We start from the raw sequence: 17766 nt of genomic DNA, 5'->3' as shown, positions 1-17766 counted from the left end.
TTGCGAATCTTCGGCTGTTGCGTCTTCACCACCGCCATCTGCGTCAGCAAATTGCTTGGGTGTTATATGGTCAAGCCTCACGGGCAATTAGTATCGGTTAGCTCAACGCCTCACAGCGCTTACACACCCGACCTATCAACGTCGTAGTCTTCGACGGCCCTTCAGGGAGCTCAAGGCTCCAGTGAGATCTCATCTTGAGGCAAGTTTCCCGCTTAGATGCTTTCAGCGGTTATCTCTTCCGAACATAGCTACCCGGCAATGCCACTGGCGTGACAACCGGAACACCAGAGGTTCGTCCACTCCGGTCCTCTCGTACTAGGAGCAGCCCCTCTCAAATCTCAAACGTCCACGGCAGATAGGGACCGAACTGTCTCACGACGTTCTAAACCCAGCTCGCGTACCACTTTAAATGGCGAACAGCCATACCCTTGGGACCGGCTTCAGCCCCAGGATGTGATGAGCCGACATCGAGGTGCCAAACACCGCCGTCGATATGAACTCTTGGGCGGTATCAGCCTGTTATCCCCGGAGTACCTTTTATCCGTTGAGCGATGGCCCTTCCATACAGAACCACCGGATCACTAAGACCTACTTTCGTACCTGCTCGACGTGTCTGTCTCGCAGTCAAGCGCGCTTTTGCCTTTATACTCTGCGACCGATTTCCGACCGGTCTGAGCGCACCTTCGTACTCCTCCGTTACTCTTTGGGAGGAGACCGCCCCAGTCAAACTACCCACCATACACTGTCCTCGATCCGGATGACGGACCTGAGTTAGAACCTCAAAGTTGCCAGGGTGGTATTTCAAGGATGGCTCCACGCGAACTGGCGTCCACGCTTCAAAGCCTCCCACCTATCCTACACAAGCAAATTCAAAGTCCAGTGCAAAGCTATAGTAAAGGTTCACGGGGTCTTTCCGTCTAGCCGCGGATACACTGCATCTTCACAGCGATTTCAATTTCACTGAGTCTCGGGTGGAGACAGCGCCGCCATCGTTACGCCATTCGTGCAGGTCGGAACTTACCCGACAAGGAATTTCGCTACCTTAGGACCGTTATAGTTACGGCCGCCGTTTACCGGGGCTTCGATCAAGAGCTTCGCGTTAGCTAACCCCATCAATTAACCTTCCGGCACCGGGCAGGCGTCACACCCTATACGTCCACTTTCGTGTTTGCAGAGTGCTGTGTTTTTAATAAACAGTCGCAGCGGCCTGGTATCTTCGACCGGCATGGGCTTACGGAGCAAGTCCTTCACCCTCACCGGCGCACCTTCTCCCGAAGTTACGGTGCCATTTTGCCTAGTTCCTTCACCCGAGTTCTCTCAAGCGCCTTGGTATTCTCTACCCAACCACCTGTGTCGGTTTGGGGTACGGTTCCCGGTTATCTGAAGCTTAGAAGCTTTTCTTGGAAGCATGGCATCAACCACTTCGTCGCCTAAAGGCAACTCGTCATCAGCTCTCGGCCTTGAGATCCCGGATTTACCTAAGATCTCGGCCTACCACCTTAAACTTGGACAACCAACGCCAAGCTGGCCTAGCCTTCTCCGTCCCTCCATCGCAATAACCGGAAGTACAGGAATATTAACCTGTTTTCCATCGACTACGCTTTTCAGCCTCGCCTTAGGGACCGACTAACCCTGCGTCGATTAACGTTGCGCAGGAAACCTTGGTCTTTCGGCGTGGGTGTTTTTCACACCCATTGTCGTTACTCATGTCAGCATTCGCACTTCTGATACCTCCAGCAAGCTTCTCAACTCACCTTCACAGGCTTACAGAACGCTCCTCTACCGCATCACCTAAGTGATACCCGTAGCTTCGGTGCATGGTTTGAGCCCCGTTACATCTTCCGCGCAGGCCGACTCGACTAGTGAGCTATTACGCTTTCTTTAAAGGATGGCTGCTTCTAAGCCAACCTCCTAGCTGTCTAAGCCTTCCCACATCGTTTCCCACTTAACCATGACTTTGGGACCTTAGCTGACGGTCTGGGTTGTTTCCCTTTTCACGACGGACGTTAGCACCCGCCGTGTGTCTCCCATGCTCGGCACTTCCAGGTATTCGGAGTTTGCATCGGTTTGGTAAGTCGGGATGACCCCCTAGCCGAAACAGTGCTCTACCCCCTGGAGTGATACATGAGGCGCTACCTAAATAGCTTTCGAGGAGAACCAGCTATCTCCGAGCTTGATTAGCCTTTCACTCCGATCCACAGGTCATCCGCTAACTTTTCAACGGTAGTCGGTTCGGTCCTCCAGTCAGTGTTACCTAACCTTCAACCTGCCCATGGATAGATCGCCCGGTTTCGGGTCTATACCCAGCGACTAAACGCCCTATTAAGACTCGCTTTCGCTACGCCTCCCCTATTCGGTTAAGCTCGCCACTGAATATAAGTCGCTGACCCATTATACAAAAGGTACGCAGTCACCTAACAAAGTAGGCTCCCACTGCTTGTACGCATACGGTTTCAGGTTCTATTTCACTCCCCTCTCCGGGGTTCTTTTCGCCTTTCCCTCACGGTACTGGTTCACTATCGGTCAGTCAGTAGTATTTAGCCTTGGAGGATGGTCCCCCCATGTTCAGACAAAGTTTCTCGTGCTCCGTCCTACTCGATTTCATGACTAAGAGATTTTCGCGTACAGGGCTATCACCCACTATGGCCGCACTTTCCAGAGCGTTCCGCTAATCTCAAAGCCACTTAAGGGCTAATCCCCGTTCGCTCGCCACTACTAAGGGAATCTCGGTTGATTTCTTTTCCTCAGGGTACTTAGATGTTTCAGTTCCCCTGGTTCGCCTCTTGCACCTATGTATTCAGTACAAGATACTCAGCTTGTGCTGAGTGGGTTCCCCCATTCAGAGATCTCCGGATCAAAGTCTGTTTGCCGACTCCCCGAAGCTTATCGCAGGCTACCACGTCTTTCATCGCCTCTGACTGCCAAGGCATCCACCGTATGCGCTTCTTCACTTGACCATATAACCCCAAGCAATCTGGTTATACTGTGAAGACGACATTCGCCGAAAATTCGCATGCTTGCTCATGAGAGCAACTCACAAATTTTACCTTAGCCTGTTCACCACCAGTGAAAGTGGTTCACAGTCTATCTTTCTATCACATATCCGAATTTTTAAAGAACGATCTGACAAAAGTCAGAAATCAACATTCAGCACGAATGCTCATTTCTAAGTTCTGCAGGGTAACTGCAAGAGTGGTGGAGCCAAGCGGGATCGAACCGCTGACCTCCTGCGTGCAAGGCAGGCGCTCTCCCAGCTGAGCTATGGCCCCGTATGTACAGGTTGCACCACAAGCAATTGGTAGGTCTGGGCAGATTTGAACTGCCGACCTCACCCTTATCAGGGGTGCGCTCTAACCAACTGAGCTACAGACCTATAACAGGGTCGCGTTACTACATCGTCTTCGTTCAATGAATCAAGCAATTCGTGTGGGTGCTCATCAGCCGGCTGATGTCGTCGATTAAGGAGGTGATCCAGCCGCAGGTTCCCCTACGGCTACCTTGTTACGACTTCACCCCAGTCATGAATCACACCGTGGTAACCGTCCTCCCGAAGGTTAGACTAGCTACTTCTGGTGCAACCCACTCCCATGGTGTGACGGGCGGTGTGTACAAGGCCCGGGAACGTATTCACCGCGACATTCTGATTCGCGATTACTAGCGATTCCGACTTCACGCAGTCGAGTTGCAGACTGCGATCCGGACTACGATCGGTTTTGTGAGATTAGCTCCACCTCGCGGCTTGGCAACCCTCTGTACCGACCATTGTAGCACGTGTGTAGCCCAGGCCGTAAGGGCCATGATGACTTGACGTCATCCCCACCTTCCTCCGGTTTGTCACCGGCAGTCTCCTTAGAGTGCCCACCATTACGTGCTGGTAACTAAGGACAAGGGTTGCGCTCGTTACGGGACTTAACCCAACATCTCACGACACGAGCTGACGACAGCCATGCAGCACCTGTGTCAGAGTTCCCGAAGGCACCAATCCATCTCTGGAAAGTTCTCTGCATGTCAAGGCCTGGTAAGGTTCTTCGCGTTGCTTCGAATTAAACCACATGCTCCACCGCTTGTGCGGGCCCCCGTCAATTCATTTGAGTTTTAACCTTGCGGCCGTACTCCCCAGGCGGTCAACTTAATGCGTTAGCTGCGCCACTAAAGTCTCAAGGACCCCAACGGCTAGTTGACATCGTTTACGGCGTGGACTACCAGGGTATCTAATCCTGTTTGCTCCCCACGCTTTCGCACCTCAGTGTCAGTATCGGTCCAGGTGGTCGCCTTCGCCACTGGTGTTCCTTCCTATATCTACGCATTTCACCGCTACACAGGAAATTCCACCACCCTCTACCATACTCTAGCTCGCCAGTTTTGGATGCAGTTCCCAGGTTGAGCCCGGGGCTTTCACATCCAACTTAACGAACCACCTACGCGCGCTTTACGCCCAGTAATTCCGATTAACGCTTGCACCCTCTGTATTACCGCGGCTGCTGGCACAGAGTTAGCCGGTGCTTATTCTGTCGGTAACGTCAAAACAGCAAGGTATTCGCTTACTGCCCTTCCTCCCAACTTAAAGTGCTTTACAATCCGAAGACCTTCTTCACACACGCGGCATGGCTGGATCAGGCTTTCGCCCATTGTCCAATATTCCCCACTGCTGCCTCCCGTAGGAGTCTGGACCGTGTCTCAGTTCCAGTGTGACTGATCATCCTCTCAGACCAGTTACGGATCGTCGCCTTGGTGAGCCATTACCCCACCAACTAGCTAATCCGACCTAGGCTCATCTGATAGCGCAAGGCCCGAAGGTCCCCTGCTTTCTCCCGTAGGACGTATGCGGTATTAGCGTTCCTTTCGAAACGTTGTCCCCCACTACCAGGCAGATTCCTAGGCATTACTCACCCGTCCGCCGCTGAATCCATGAGCAAGCTCACTTCATCCGCTCGACTTGCATGTGTTAGGCCTGCCGCCAGCGTTCAATCTGAGCCATGATCAAACTCTTCAGTTCAATACTGCTTGGGTTTTTAAGAAACCCTAAACTTGGCTCAGCAATCTCAAATGACTATGTGATTTCTCATATGGCCACTTGTGATGCTGATAATCTTTTTGACTATCAGTCCGTACTCACAAGCACCCACACGAATTGCTTGATTCGATTGTTAAAGAGCGTTTGGTCAGGAGCCTTTCGACTCAACCGAGGCGCGCATTCTACGCTTTCCTCAAAACCTGTCAAGCGTTTATTTCGAAGTCTTTTGCTAAAAAGCCGTTCAACTTCAACCACTTGACTCGCTGCGATCGCTCGTAGCGGGAGGCGAATCATACAGCGTTAAAACCTGCTGTCAACTGCCTTTTTCACCGCTGCCAACCTCTCGATCGAAGCCCTTCCGATACTACCTGAAACTTCTAACTATATGAATCTCAAGGAGTTTTCCGTTTCGACTGCGTCGGAAGTGGGGCGCATTATAAGGGGATTCGAAAGCCCGTCAACCCTTAATTTCAAGAAACCTTCATATTCCTTTAAAACAAAGCGGGGAGGCCTATCGGCCTCCCCGCCTTCCTCTATATAGGCTTACTCCGCTTTCAGCGTGATACGGGCAAAGGCCTTCTTGCCCGCCTGGCACACGTGGGTAGCGCCAATCGCAAACATGAAGCCACGATCCACCACCTCACCGTCGACCTTCACGCTACCCGCCGCCAGCAAATCACGCGCCGCCGCCGAGTTCTTCACCAGCGCCGCCTTGTTGAGTATCGCCGCAATAGGCATCTCCTCAGCCGCAGACAGCTCGACCTCCGGCAGGTCCTCTGGCAGCTCGCCATCCTTCATCCGATTGCCGGCAGCGCGATGCGCATTGGCCGCGGCCTCCTCACCATGGAAGCGCGCAACAATCTCTTCGGCCAGCTTGATCTTGATGTCACGGGGATTGGCCCCCTTCTCGACATCGGCGCGGAATTCGTTGATCTCATCCATCGAGCGAAAACTGAGCAGCTCGAAGTAACGCCACATCAAAGTGTCCGGGATCGATACCAGCTTGCTGTACATCACGCCGGGCGCTTCCTGAATACCGACATAGTTGCCCAACGACTTGGACATCTTCTTCACACCATCGAGACCTTCGAGCAGCGGCATGGTCACGACATTCTGTGCCTCCTGCCCATAGGCGCGCTGAAGCTCACGACCCATCAGGAGGTTGAACTTCTGGTCGGTCCCTCCCAATTCGACATCCGCCTTGAGCGCTACCGAGTCATAACCCTGCACCAGCGGGTAGAGAAACTCATGGATAGCGATCGGCTGGTTGCTGGTGTAACGCTTATCGAAGTCGTCGCGCTCGAGCATGCGCGCCACGGTGTACTGGGAAGCCAGGCGGATGAAGTCGGCAGGGGTCAGCTTATCCATCCAGGTGGAGTTGAAAGCGACCTCGGTCTTGGCCGGGTCGAGAATCTTGAACACCTGCTGCTTATAGGTCTCAGCGTTTTCCAGCACCTGCTCACGGGTCAGCGGCGGACGCGTAGCACTTTTGCCGCTCGGGTCACCGATCATTCCGGTGAAGTCACCGATCAGGAAGATCACCTGATGCCCCAGATCCTGGAACTGGCGCAACTTGTTGATCAGCACGGTATGCCCAAGGTGCAGGTCCGGCGCAGTCGGGTCGAAACCCGCCTTGATACGCAGCGGCTGACCACGCTTGAGCTTTTCCGCCAACTCCGACTCGACCAGTACCTCTTCCGCACCGCGCTTGATAAGCGCCAGCTGCTCTTCAACCGACTTCATACACAGACCCGCAAGGCTCAGATTCAAAGGGACCCAACCATACAAGATCAGCCACCAAATACAAGTTTTTGCCTGGGATGTGACCCGAAGGCTACCTGCAGACGTCTGCCGCCCTTGCGCTGAAATGGATTTGGTTATATTTTATACAGTTATTTCATCTTCATCATGTCATTCATCTTTTCCATTTCACTTTTTCAAAGTCACTTTTCCTATGACCAACGAACCTCCTAAAGCGCCACCGCTTTATCCGAAGAGCCATCTGTTGGCCGCCAGCGGCATCGCCGCCCTTCTCAGCCTGGCCTTGCTGGTATTCCCTTCCAGCGATGTCGAAGCCAAGAAAACGACTCTGAGCCTGGAGTTCGAAAGCTCGGCCGATCAACTGAAAGACGAATCCAAATCTGCCCCCCTGGTCCAATCCCAGGAGAGCGAAGGCTCGCCTTTCGCCCAGATAGAAAATGCCGAGCCAGCCACCGAACAAGCCTCCCAGGCCGAGCCCGTACCAGAAAAGGCCGAAACGCTTCCCGGCCATCGCGAAGTGACTGTTGCCCGTGGCGACACGCTGTCCACCCTGTTCGCCAAAGTCGGCCTGCCAGCCAATGTGGTCCATGAGGTGCTGGCCAGCAGCAAGCAAGCCAAGCAGTTCAGCCAGCTCAAGCATGGGCAGGTGCTGCAATTCGAGCTGGACAAGGACGGTCAACTGACCAGCCTGCACAGCAAGGTCAGCAACCTCGAAACCATCCGCCTGACCAAAAACGACAAGGGCTATGCCTTCAATCGAGAGATCAGCAAACCGCTGGTCCGCACTGCCTATGCCCACGGCACCATCAAGAGCTCCTTCTCGGCCTCCGCCCAGCGCGCCGGACTGCCTCACGGGCTGAGCATGGATATGGCTCGTATCTTCGGCTACGACATCGACTTCGCCCAGGATATCCGCCAGGGTGATGATTTCGATGTGGTCTACGAACAGAAGGTCATGGATGGCAAAGTGGTCGGTACTGGCAACATCCTTTCCGCCCGTTTCACCAACCGCGGCAAGACCTACACTGCCGTCCGCTATACCAACAAGCAAGGCAACACCAGCTACTACACCGCTGACGGCAACAGCATGCGTAAGGCGTTCATCCGTACCCCGGTGGACTTCGCCCGCATCAGCTCGCGCTTCTCGAACGGCCGCAAGCATCCGATCCTGAACAAGATCCGCGCCCACAAGGGCGTCGATTACGCCGCGCCACGCGGCACGCCGATCAAGGCGGCAGGTGACGGCAAGGTTCTGCTGGCCGGGCGTCGCGGCGGTTATGGCAATACCGTGATCATCCAGCACGGCAACACCTACAAGACCCTCTACGGTCACATGCAAGGTTTCGCCAAGGGCATCAGGACCGGCGGCACGGTCAAGCAGGGCCAGATTATTGGCTACATCGGTACTACAGGCCTTTCTACCGGTCCGCACCTGCACTATGAGTTCCAGATCAATGGCGTGCACGTCGACCCGCTGGGCCAGAAGCTGCCAATGGCCGACCCGATCGCCAAGGCCGAGCGCCAGCGCTTCCTGCAGCAGAGCAAGCCCCTGCTCGCCCGCATGGACCAGGAAAAGGCCACCATGCTCGCGTCGAACAAGCGCTAAGCAGTGGCGCTCTACCTGGGGGTGATGTCCGGAACCAGCCTCGACGGCCTGGACATTGCCCTGATCGAACACACCACCGAGCAGCTCCGGCTGCTCGCCACCCATTACACCCCAATGCCTGCGCCCCTGCGCCGTGACCTGCTGGCCCTCTGCGCCAGCGGTCCGGACGAAATCACCCGCGCCTCGCTGGCCGAAAACCAGTGGGCAACCCTGGCGGCCGAAGGCACCCGCCAGCTACTGGCCAGCCAACGGCTGGATGCCAGTGCCATCCGCGCCATCGGTAGCCATGGCCAGACTATTCGTCACGAGCCGGCACTCGGCTTTACCGTGCAGATCGGCAATCCCGCGTTACTCGCAGAACTGACCGGCATCAGCGTGGTCAGTGACTTCCGCCGCCGCGACGTCGCCGCAGGCGGTCAAGGCGCGCCTCTGGTGCCGGCCTTTCACGAAGCATTGTTCGCTCACCTAGGCCAGCGCCTGGCCGTACTCAACGTCGGTGGTTTCAGCAACCTTAGTCTGATCGAACAAGACAAGCCTGTGCATGGTTTCGACTGCGGCCCCGGCAACGTGCTACTCGACGCCTGGATCGAACGCAAACGCGGTCAGCAGTTCGATGCCGATGGCGCCTGGGCCGCCAGTGGCAAGGTAAACGAGACGCTGCTGAACTCAATGCTGGCCGACCCGTTCTTTGCCGGCACTGGTCCGAAAAGCACCGGTCGCGAGGTGTTCAACCTGTCATGGATTGATAGGCACCTGGGCGTATTATCGGCGTATCGCGACGAAGATGTTCAAGCCACCCTGCTGGAACTGACCGCACGCAGTATCATCGGGGCCTTGCAGAACGCCCAGGAAGATACGGAGACATTGCTGGTGTGTGGTGGCGGGGCACGCAACGGCGCATTGATGCGACGCCTGGGCGACCTCCTGCCCGAGGCCCGGGTCACCAGCACTGCGGCCCATGGCGTAGACCCCGACTGGGTCGAAGCCATGGCCTTTGCCTGGCTGGCCCATTGCTGCCTGGAGCAGATCCCTGGCAACCGCCCCAGCGTCACGGGAGCGAAAGGCCTGCGCGTACTGGGCGCCATCTATCCGGCCTGACCCCGGCCTGGAATGCAAAACGCCGCGCAAATGCGCGGCGTTTGTCTTGCCAAAGCCCCTAGATCAGATAGAGAACGACGAGCCACACCCGCAAGTCGTGGTGGCGTTCGGGTTCTTGATCACGAAACGCGAGCCTTCCAAGCCTTCCTGGTAATCCACCTCGGCACCGGCCAAATACTGGAAGCTCATCGGATCGACTACCAGGGCCACGCCTTCGCGCTCGACCACAGTGTCGTCCTCGGCCACATCTTCATCGAAGGTGAAGCCATACTGGAAACCCGAACAACCACCGCCTGTCACGAATACTCGCAACTTCAGACGATCATTGCCTTCTTCATCGACCAGGGTCTTCACCTTGTGCGCAGCCCCCTGGGTAAACCGCAAAGCCTCAGGGGTAAAGGTTTCGACGCTCATGTTGACTCTCCCGGCGCTGTGCCGCCATAAAACGTGATGACGCGCATTATCCGCTTCTCCGAGAAAATCGGTCAACAATACGAAAGCGGCAAGTTGCAAGCCCCAAGCCGCAAGCCGCAAGCAGGTCGCATATGGCCCACTTACGACTTGAAACGCCCCCTCTTAAGGCAACAGGCCGGCATGGGACAGGCCCATGCGCTCATCCAGGCCGAAGAGGATGTTCAGGTTCTGCACGGCCTGGCCGGACGCGCCCTTGACCAGATTGTCGATCACCGACAGTACCACGACCAGGTCACCGCCCTGCGGCCGGTGCACGGCGATACGGCAGACATTGGCCCCCCGCACACTTCGGGTTTCCGGGTGGCTGCCAGCCGGCATCACATCGACGAACGGCTCATCGGCGTAGCGCTTCTCGAACAGCGCCTGCAAGTCGACCGACGTGTCGGCGACGGTAGCGTAGAGCGTCGCGTGGATACCACGGATCATCGGGGTCAGGTGTGGCACGAAGGTCAGGCCGATGTCCTGGCCGGCAGCCAGACGCAGACCCTGGCTGATTTCTGGCAGGTGGCGATGCCCCTTGACCGCATAGGCTTTCATGCTCTCGCCCGCTTCACAGAACAGCGAGCCAACCGATGCGCCACGGCCGGCGCCGCTGACACCTGACTTGCAGTCAGCGATCAGGCGCGAAGAGTCGGCCAGCCCAGCCTCAAGCAGTGGCAGGAAGCCCAGTTGGGTGGCGGTCGGGTAGCAGCCAGGCACAGCGATAAGACGTGCCTGGCGGATCTTCTCCCGGTTGACTTCGGGCAGGCCGTAGACCGCGTCCTTGAGCAGCTCCGGCGCGCCATGGGGTTGGCCGTACCACTTGCCCCACTCGACGGCGTCCTGCAGACGGAAATCGGCGGACAGGTCGATGATCTTGGTCCCGGCAGCCAGCAGCTCACCGGCCAAGGCGTGGGCGACGCCGTGCGGGGTGGCGAAGAAGACCACATCGCAGGCCGCCAGGGTCTTGCTGTCCGGAACGCTGAAGGCCAGGCCGTCGTAGTGGCCGCGCAGATTCGGGTACATGTCGGCAACCGCCACGCCGGCCTCGGAGCGCGAAGTGATGACCGCCACTTCGGCCTGTGGATGCTGTGCCAGAAGACGCAGCAGCTCGACTCCGGTGTAACCCGTACCGCCGACGATACCGACCTTGATCATAACGCTTGCCCCTTATCAACGAACCGACTGGAAAGCGCACGATAATAGGGGCGCGAGACGCCTGTAACAACTCTTGAGATGACCCCTCGGGCCCTTCGCCTCTACTATCTGACGACCGTGAAAACCTGAAGGAACTCCCTCCATGCTTTATCTCTGGATCAAAGCTCTGCATATCGTCAGCGTGGTCTGCTGGTTTGCCGGGCTGTTCTACCTGCCGCGCCTGTTCGTCTACCATGCCCAGAGCCAGGACAGCATCAGTCAGGAACGCTTCGTCACCATGGAGCGCAAGCTGTACCGCGGCATCATGGGCCCTGCGATGATCGCCACCTTCGTCTTCGGCATCTGGCTGCTGAGCCTGACCCCGGGCTTCCTCAGCCAGGGCTGGATGCACGCCAAGCTCACGCTGATCGTCCTGCTGACCGGCTACCATCACATGTGTGGCGCCCAACTCAAGCGCTTCGCCCGCGGCGAGAACAAACGTAGCCATGTCTACTACCGCTGGTTCAACGAAGTGCCAGTGGTGATCCTGCTGGGCATCGTAATTCTCGTGGTGGTCAAACCGTTCTAGCGATATCCATCCTGCCAGGAGCCCTGCCATGCCATTGCCCGTCCTGCTCGAAAAGCGCCTTCATCTCCCCTTGGTGGCGGCACCGATGTTCCTGATCTCCAATCCGCAATTGGTACTGGCCTGCTGCGGCAATGGCGTGGTCGGCAGCTTCCCGGCGTTGAACCAACGGGACAGCGCAGGCTTCAAGGCCTGGCTCGAGGAAATCGACAGCGGCCTGGCAGCCCTTGAAACACCCGCACCCTATGCGGTCAACCTGATCGTACACCCGAGCAACCCGCGCCTGCAGGCCGACCTGGCGCTCTGCGTCGAACACCGGGTGCCGATCGTCATCACCAGCCTGGGCGCGGTCAAGGAAGTGGTCGATGCCGTGCACAGCTATGGTGGCCTGGTCTTCCACGATGTCACCACACGCCGTCACGCCGAGAAGGCTGCCGAAGCCGGTGTCGACGGCTTGATCGCCGTGGCCGCCGGCGCCGGTGGCCATGCCGGGACCTGGAGCCCTTTCGCCTTGGTGGCCGAGATCCGCCAGTTCTTCGACAAGACCCTGCTGCTGGCCGGCTGCCTGAATCATGGCCACGAGATCCTCAGCGCACAGTTGCTCGGCGTCGACCTGGCCTACATGGGTACCCGCTTTATCGCCACGCAAGAAAGCCAGGCCCCGGCGGCCTACAAGCAGATGCTGCTGGATGCCCATGCCGCTGACATCATTCATACCCCGGCTGTTTCCGGCGTTCCTGCCAGTTTCCTGCGCCAGAGCCTGGAGCAGGCCGGTTATGACATGTCGGCACTGAAAACCAGCCATGAACAGAGTCGCCTCAAGCCCCTGGACGATGAAGCCAAGGCCTGGAAAACAGTCTGGTCCGCCGGCCAGGGTGTCGGCGGCATCGACGACCTGCCCAGCGCCGGCTCACTGATCGATCGCTTGCACAGCGAATACTTGGCAGCGCTGGAGCGCAGCCGCCAGCTGCACGCTTGAGCCCCTCCGGGAAAGAAAGCACCTTCCCTGGCCAAGCTGTACACTAGGCGCCCTCATTCGCCGCCCCAGGAGCACTGCATGACCCGTTACGCCATGATCACCGGCGCCTCCAGCGGCCTGGGCCTTGCCCTGGCGGAGGCACTGGCACGGCGCGGGCGTAATCTGATCCTGGTGGCACGGCAACGCGAAGCGTTGGAGCCCGTCGCCATCGAGCTGACCCAGCGCTTCGGTGTCGAAGTGCTGTTCCGTGCCTGCGACCTCAGCGAGCCACTGCGCCTGTCGGGCTTCATCCTCGAACTGGAAGAAGGCGACCGGCAGATCGACCTGCTGGTCAACTGCGCCGGGCTGCGCTCCTATGGTCCGTTCATGGCCCATGAGTGGGCTGACGAGCAGGACGTTCTGGAGGTCAACATCGTCGCCCTGACCCGCCTGTGCCACGCTGTGGGCAATGTCATGGCCGTGCAGGGCGGCGGGCAGATCCTCAACGTCGCGTCACTGGGCGGCTTCGCGCCCGGCCCATGGATGGCGACCTACTCTGCCAGCAAGGCCTATGTGTTGCACTTCTCCGAAGCCCTGCGCGAGGAGCTCAAACGCACGGGCATCAAGGTGTCGGTGCTCTGCCCCGGCCCGGTGCGCTCGGCGAAACGGCGCATTGCGCGACTGGAGGGCAGCAAACGCTGCCTGAGCCCCGAAGAAGTGGCGCTATACACGGTCCGCGCCCTGGACAAGAACCGCGCCGTTATCCTGCCGGGCCGTCGCAACCGCTGGCTGGCCTTCACACCCCGCCTGCTGCCACGTTGGCTGACACGCAAGCTGGCCGGCCTGATCCATCGCGCCTACCGTCCCCTCGGTGCGGAATAGCCACTGGGCGAGCGGCGCCACGCTGGGTACACTCAGCCCGGACCACCACCATGGAGCAAGCGCTGTGGAGACTCTCTTCACCAAGATCATCAACCGGGAAATCCCGGCAAAGATCATCTACGAGGACGACCAGGTTCTGGCCTTCCACGATATCGCCCCCCAGGCACCAGTACATTTTCTGGTTATCCCGAAAAAGCCGATCCGAACCCTCAATGACCTGACCGAGGAAGACAAGGGCCTGGCTGGCCACATTCTCTTCACCGCCCAGCGCCTAGCCAAGGAGCTCGGCTGCGAGGACGGTTTCCGCGTTGTCATGAACTGCAACGAGATGGGCGGCCAGACCGTCTATCACATCCACATGCATGTGCTTGGCCAGCGCCAGATGCACTGGCCGCCGGGCTGATCCCAGACCCTGCTTGCGCTTCATCCGCGCCCCTGAATGAAGCGAGAACTGACCCTGGGCAAGCCCAGGGCACATGATTGGGGTAAACTGTCGGGCACACTCTTGCGGAGGTGCCCGATGGCTACCGAACGTCACTACTCGCCGCTCGACCGCTTGTTACTGCAGGCCGATACCGCCATGCGTACCTTGCTGCCCTTCAGCGGCCAACCTTCCCGCCCGTCCCCGGCCATTGTCCAACCGGACGCCGAGATGGACGAGACCCAGGCTCGCCACGTCGCAGGCCTGATGCGTATCAACCACACCGGCGAAGTCTGCGCCCAGGCGCTCTACCAAGGCCAGGCCCTGACCGCCAAGCTGCCCCAGGTGCGCAAGGCCATGGAGCAGGCGGCCGAGGAAGAGATCGATCACCTGGCCTGGTGTGAACAGCGTATCCGCCAGTTGGGCAGCCATCCCAGCGTGCTCAACCCCCTGTTCTATGGCATGTCATTCGGTATCGGCGCACTCGCCGGCCTGGTCAGCGACAAGGTCAGCTTGGGCTTCGTCGCCGCCACCGAACATCAGGTGTGCAAGCACCTGGACGAACACCTGGAGCAGATTCCCAAGGAAGACGAGAAGTCCCGCGCCATCCTTGAGCAAATGCGTGTCGACGAAGAGCACCATGCCGAGTCGGCCCTCGAAGCCGGTGGCTTCCGCTTTCCAGCCCCGGTGCGCTTCGGCATGAGCCTGATGGCCAAGGTCATGACCAAGAGCACCTACCGCATCTAGGACACTCCCATGACAGAACGCTTCGATGCCAAGGATCTGGCCCGCGCGGTAAGCGCTGGCGTTCTCCAACCGGGCCAGGACCAAGCGCTGCTGGTCTTCCTGCGCCAGCAGCCGACCAGCCAGGGCAGCTTCCAGTTGGCCCATGTGGCGTTCTACTTCGGCGCCATGCTGATCATGGCTGCCATGGGCTGGTTGCTCACCGAGGCCTGGATGAGCATCGGCGACCCAGCCTTGCTTGTCATCGCCCTGCTCTATATCGGCCTGTTGACCCTGGCGGCCCTGTCCCTGCAGCGCCGTGGCCAAACCATTGCCGCCGGCGTGCTAGCAGCAGTGGCCGTCAGCATCGTGCCCCTGGCCGTGTTCGCCATCGAACGGCTTACCGGCCTCTGGCCTCTGGATGACGCCCAGGCCGACTACCATCAGTACTATGCCTATGTGCAGGGCGGCTGGCTGCTGATGGAGGCGGCAACAGTGATCGCAGGCTTGCTGATGTTGCGCCTGGTGCCCTTCCCCTTCATCGTCATGCCGATCGCGGTGGCCCTCTGGTTCATGTCCATGGACCTCAGCGAATGGTTCCACGGCTCGGAGTTCACCTGGGCACAGCGCCGCACCGTCTCCCTGTGGTTCGGCCTGGGGTTGTTGTTGGTATTCCTGTTGGTGGATGGCCGCACGCGCAAGGATTACGCATTCTGGGGCTACCTGGCCGGGCTGTTGGCCTTCTGGGGCGCACTGAGCCAGATGGAAAGCGGCAGCGAACTGGGCAAGGCGTTCTACTGCCTGATCAACCTCGGCCTGATGGCCCTGGCAGTGCTATTGCGCCGACCGCTGTTCATGGTGTTCGGCGCCATGGGCGTGGCGGCCTACCTGGGCTACCTCTCCTATGAGGTGTTCGCCGACTCGCTGCTCTTCCCTCTGGTGCTGACCGTGATCGGACTGGCCGTGATTGCCCTTGGCCTGTTCTACCAGAAGCGCCGCGAGCAGCTGAGCCAGGCATTGCGAGCCCACCTACCACAATGGTTACAGGATGGTTTGCCAGCGCTGCGTCGCTGATAAGCATGAAGAAGGGGCTCGGACCGCTCCCCCCCTTTTTCGCTGATGCGCCTGCTCAGCCCAGCTCGACGATTTCATAGCCATGGGTGATTTCCACACCCGCGCGGTCGAGCATGATCGAGGCCGAACAATATTTCTCCGCCGACAGCTCCACCGCGCGCTTGACCTGGGGCTCCTTCAGCCCGCGACCCTTGACCACGAAGTTGAGGTGGATCTTGGTGAACACTTTGGGATCCTCGCTGGCGCGTTCGGCCTCCAGGAAGGCTTCGCAGCTCTCCACAGCCTGGCGCGACTTCTTGAGGATGCTCACCACGTCAAAACTGCTGCAGCCCCCCAGGCCCAACAGGAGCATCTCCATAGGCCGAACGCCCAGGTTGCGGCCACCGGCCTCGGGTGGGCCGTCCATGACCACGACGTGACCACTCCCCGACTCGCCGAGAAACATGGCTTCACCGGCCCACTGGATACGTGCCTTCATTTATCCGGACTCCATTGCATATTAAAAAAGGTTGCCAGCTTAGACCTTGCAGCCCCGGCGGAAAAGCTCAAGCCAGTGTGCATTTTGCCGATACACATAACACTGTCTGATAAGCTGACGCCAAATCACTGGCACTTACCGCCAGGCTCCCTATAAAAGCCACTACGTCGCCTCTACCGGAATTTCGTCATGGTTGCCTCAGCCTTACCCGCCAAGATCAAGAACATCGACAAACTGCTAGCCCATTGCCAACGCCGCCGCTATGCCGCCAAGAGCAATATCATCTGCGCCGGCGACCGTGCCGAGTCGCTGTCGTTCATCATCAAAGGCTCGGTGACCATCCTGATCGAGGACGATGACGGCCACGAAATGATCATCGCCTACCTGAACAGTGGAGACTTCTTCGGCGAGCTGGGATTGTTCGAGCCGGCCGGGCAGGAGCAACAGCGCAGTGCCTGGGTGCGGGCCAAGAGCGAGTGCGAAGTGGCCGAGATCAGCTATGAAAAGTTTCGCGAACTCGCCCGCCTGGACCCGGACATCCTCTACGCCTTGGGTGGCCAGATAGCCCAGCGCCTGCGCAACACCACCCGCAAGGTCGGCGACCTGGCCTTCTTCGATGTCACCGGGCGCGTGGCCCGCTGCCTGCTCGACCTGTGCAAGCAACCCGACGCCATGACCCACCCCGACGGCATGCAGATCAAGATCACCCGCCAGGAAATCGGCCGCATCGTCGGTTGTTCACGAGAGATGGTCGGCCGCGTCCTCAAGGACCTGGAGGAACGCAGCCTGGTTCACGTCAAAGGCAAGACCATGGTGGTCTACGGCACGCGCTAATCCTTGGGCAGCGCTGCGATCACCTCGGCGTAGGCCTGGCCGAGGCGCTCATACAGGGGCGCCTGCGGCACCACTTCATGCAAGGCGATATGGCTGTCGGCACGACAACGCTGCTCCAACTCGCAGCATTCGTTGAAGCGGTTGACCGCCGCGACCATGGATTCGCGCTCGTTGTCCAGCAGCAGGGCACCATGCACCAACACCACCGGACGCTTGCCGCCCAGGCCCTGGCGCCAGCGCTGGGCCGTGCCAACCAGCTTGCGGCCGTTGAGGTTGACGTTGTAACGACCATCGCAGAAGGCACCGTCGATCTCACCGACCGAGGCGAGCCCACCCCATTCGCGCAATACCTCACACAACGGTTGGCATAGACGCTCATAGGCATTCTCGATACGCCCATGGTCACCTTCGCTGCGCGGCGCCACGTAGACCAAGGCCACATTCACCACCGAAGGTGATTGCGGGACCGGCTCACCACCCGTCTCACGCAACAGCACCGGCCAGCCGGAGATCGCCAGTTCCGCGCAGGCGGCCTCGAAATTCTCCAGCCGACTCATACGCCGTGGCATCACCAGGGCACGGTCGGTGGGTTGCCAGAACAGCACGGCGGCTTCCTGCTCGCCCCGGCACACGGAGGCCAGTAGGTCCTGCTCGGCGTGCAGGCCGGCTTCGACAGTCAAAGCAACCACTTGATGGGTCATCCTTACCTCGCAATCGGAGCCTGATGTAGGCACTGGGTTT

At 58.8% G+C, this 17766-nt stretch carries 14 protein-coding genes, 2 tRNA genes and 2 rRNA genes; 9 read left to right on the top strand and 9 right to left on the bottom strand.

Annotation, left to right across the window (positions count from 1 at the left end; all coding sequences use genetic code 11):
• Positions 1-66: 66 nt before the first annotated feature.
• From ACYU03_RS02660 to tyrS, 5 genes are all read right to left on the bottom strand, one after another.
• Positions 67-2957, bottom strand: a 23S ribosomal RNA gene (locus ACYU03_RS02660).
• Between the two features lie 236 nt (positions 2958-3193).
• A tRNA-Ala gene (locus tag ACYU03_RS02655) sits at positions 3194-3269 on the bottom strand.
• A 27-nt stretch (positions 3270-3296) separates the two neighbouring features.
• Positions 3297-3373, bottom strand: a tRNA-Ile gene (locus tag ACYU03_RS02650).
• 86 nt (positions 3374-3459) lie between these two features.
• Positions 3460-4996, bottom strand: a 16S ribosomal RNA gene (locus ACYU03_RS02645).
• Together the 16S and 23S rRNA genes with 2 tRNA genes alongside form the textbook arrangement of a ribosomal RNA operon.
• A 561-nt stretch (positions 4997-5557) precedes the next feature.
• The gene (gene tyrS / locus ACYU03_RS02640) at positions 5558-6757 is read right to left on the bottom strand and encodes a tyrosine--tRNA ligase (RefSeq protein WP_461887996.1); all 1200 of its coding nucleotides are present in this window, start codon (positions 6755-6757) and stop codon (positions 5558-5560) included.
• 211 nt (positions 6758-6968) lie between these two features.
• Between tyrS and ACYU03_RS02635 the strand changes: the two genes are divergently transcribed.
• A complete protein-coding gene (locus ACYU03_RS02635) occupies positions 6969-8381 on the top strand; it encodes a peptidoglycan DD-metalloendopeptidase family protein (RefSeq protein WP_461887995.1) in 1413 nt (470 codons plus the stop codon).
• 3 nt (positions 8382-8384) lie between these two features.
• Positions 8385-9479: an anhydro-N-acetylmuramic acid kinase gene (locus ACYU03_RS02630; RefSeq protein ID WP_461887994.1), complete on the top strand. Its 1095-nt coding sequence runs from the start codon at positions 8385-8387 to the stop codon at positions 9477-9479.
• 63 nt (positions 9480-9542) lie between these two features.
• On the opposite strand, the gene erpA is transcribed toward ACYU03_RS02630, so the two are convergent.
• Together erpA and argC are read right to left on the bottom strand one after the other, a co-directional pair.
• The gene (erpA, locus tag ACYU03_RS02625) at positions 9543-9893 is read right to left on the bottom strand and encodes an iron-sulfur cluster insertion protein ErpA (RefSeq protein WP_461887993.1); all 351 of its coding nucleotides are present in this window, start codon (positions 9891-9893) and stop codon (positions 9543-9545) included.
• A gap of 162 nt (positions 9894-10055) precedes the next feature.
• On the bottom strand, positions 10056-11090 hold the full coding sequence (argC, locus tag ACYU03_RS02620) for an N-acetyl-gamma-glutamyl-phosphate reductase (protein ID WP_461887992.1): 1035 nt from the start codon (positions 11088-11090) through the stop codon (positions 10056-10058).
• Between the two features lie 142 nt (positions 11091-11232).
• On the opposite strand from argC, the gene hemJ reads away from it, so the two are divergent.
• The 6 genes from hemJ to ACYU03_RS02590 all read left to right on the top strand — a co-directional run bounded on the left by hemJ (position 11233) and on the right by ACYU03_RS02590 (position 15713).
• Positions 11233-11658, top strand: a complete 426-nt coding sequence (gene hemJ / locus ACYU03_RS02615) for a protoporphyrinogen oxidase HemJ (RefSeq protein ID WP_461887991.1) — start codon at positions 11233-11235, stop codon at positions 11656-11658.
• A gap of 28 nt (positions 11659-11686) precedes the next feature.
• On the top strand, positions 11687-12634 hold the full coding sequence (locus tag ACYU03_RS02610) for an NAD(P)H-dependent flavin oxidoreductase (protein ID WP_461887990.1): 948 nt from the start codon (positions 11687-11689) through the stop codon (positions 12632-12634).
• Between the two features lie 78 nt (positions 12635-12712).
• Complete coding sequence (locus ACYU03_RS02605) at positions 12713-13495, top strand: SDR family NAD(P)-dependent oxidoreductase (RefSeq protein WP_461887989.1); 783 nt, start codon at positions 12713-12715, stop codon at positions 13493-13495.
• Between the two features lie 64 nt (positions 13496-13559).
• Positions 13560-13898, top strand: coding sequence for a histidine triad nucleotide-binding protein (locus ACYU03_RS02600; RefSeq protein ID WP_461887988.1), 339 nt, complete (start codon positions 13560-13562; stop codon positions 13896-13898).
• Positions 13899-14015: 117 nt separating this feature from the next.
• A complete protein-coding gene (gene coq7, locus ACYU03_RS02595) occupies positions 14016-14663 on the top strand; it encodes a 2-polyprenyl-3-methyl-6-methoxy-1,4-benzoquinone monooxygenase (protein WP_461887987.1) in 648 nt (215 codons plus the stop codon).
• A 9-nt stretch (positions 14664-14672) separates the two neighbouring features.
• Positions 14673-15713, top strand: a complete 1041-nt coding sequence (locus tag ACYU03_RS02590; RefSeq protein ID WP_461887986.1) for a DUF2157 domain-containing protein — start codon at positions 14673-14675, stop codon at positions 15711-15713.
• A 55-nt stretch (positions 15714-15768) separates the two neighbouring features.
• Here the strand turns inward: ACYU03_RS02590 and ACYU03_RS02585 are convergent, their stop codons facing one another.
• A complete protein-coding gene (locus ACYU03_RS02585) occupies positions 15769-16191 on the bottom strand; it encodes an OsmC family protein (protein WP_461887985.1) in 423 nt (140 codons plus the stop codon).
• Between the two features lie 189 nt (positions 16192-16380).
• On the opposite strand from ACYU03_RS02585, the gene crp reads away from it, so the two are divergent.
• Positions 16381-17025, top strand: coding sequence for a cAMP-activated global transcriptional regulator CRP (gene crp, locus ACYU03_RS02580; RefSeq protein ID WP_461887984.1), 645 nt, complete (start codon positions 16381-16383; stop codon positions 17023-17025).
• On the opposite strand, the gene ACYU03_RS02575 is transcribed toward crp, so the two are convergent.
• On the bottom strand, positions 17022-17726 hold the full coding sequence (locus ACYU03_RS02575) for a lipoate--protein ligase family protein (RefSeq protein ID WP_461887983.1): 705 nt from the start codon (positions 17724-17726) through the stop codon (positions 17022-17024). The two genes, crp and ACYU03_RS02575, sit on opposite strands and share 4 nt — an antisense overlap.
• Positions 17727-17766: the final 40 nt, after the last annotated feature.

The organism is Pseudomonas sp. X10, assembly GCF_054889225.1.
The sequence above is the reverse complement of the archived record's forward strand: the minus strand, read 5'-3'. Positions and strand labels throughout refer to the sequence as shown.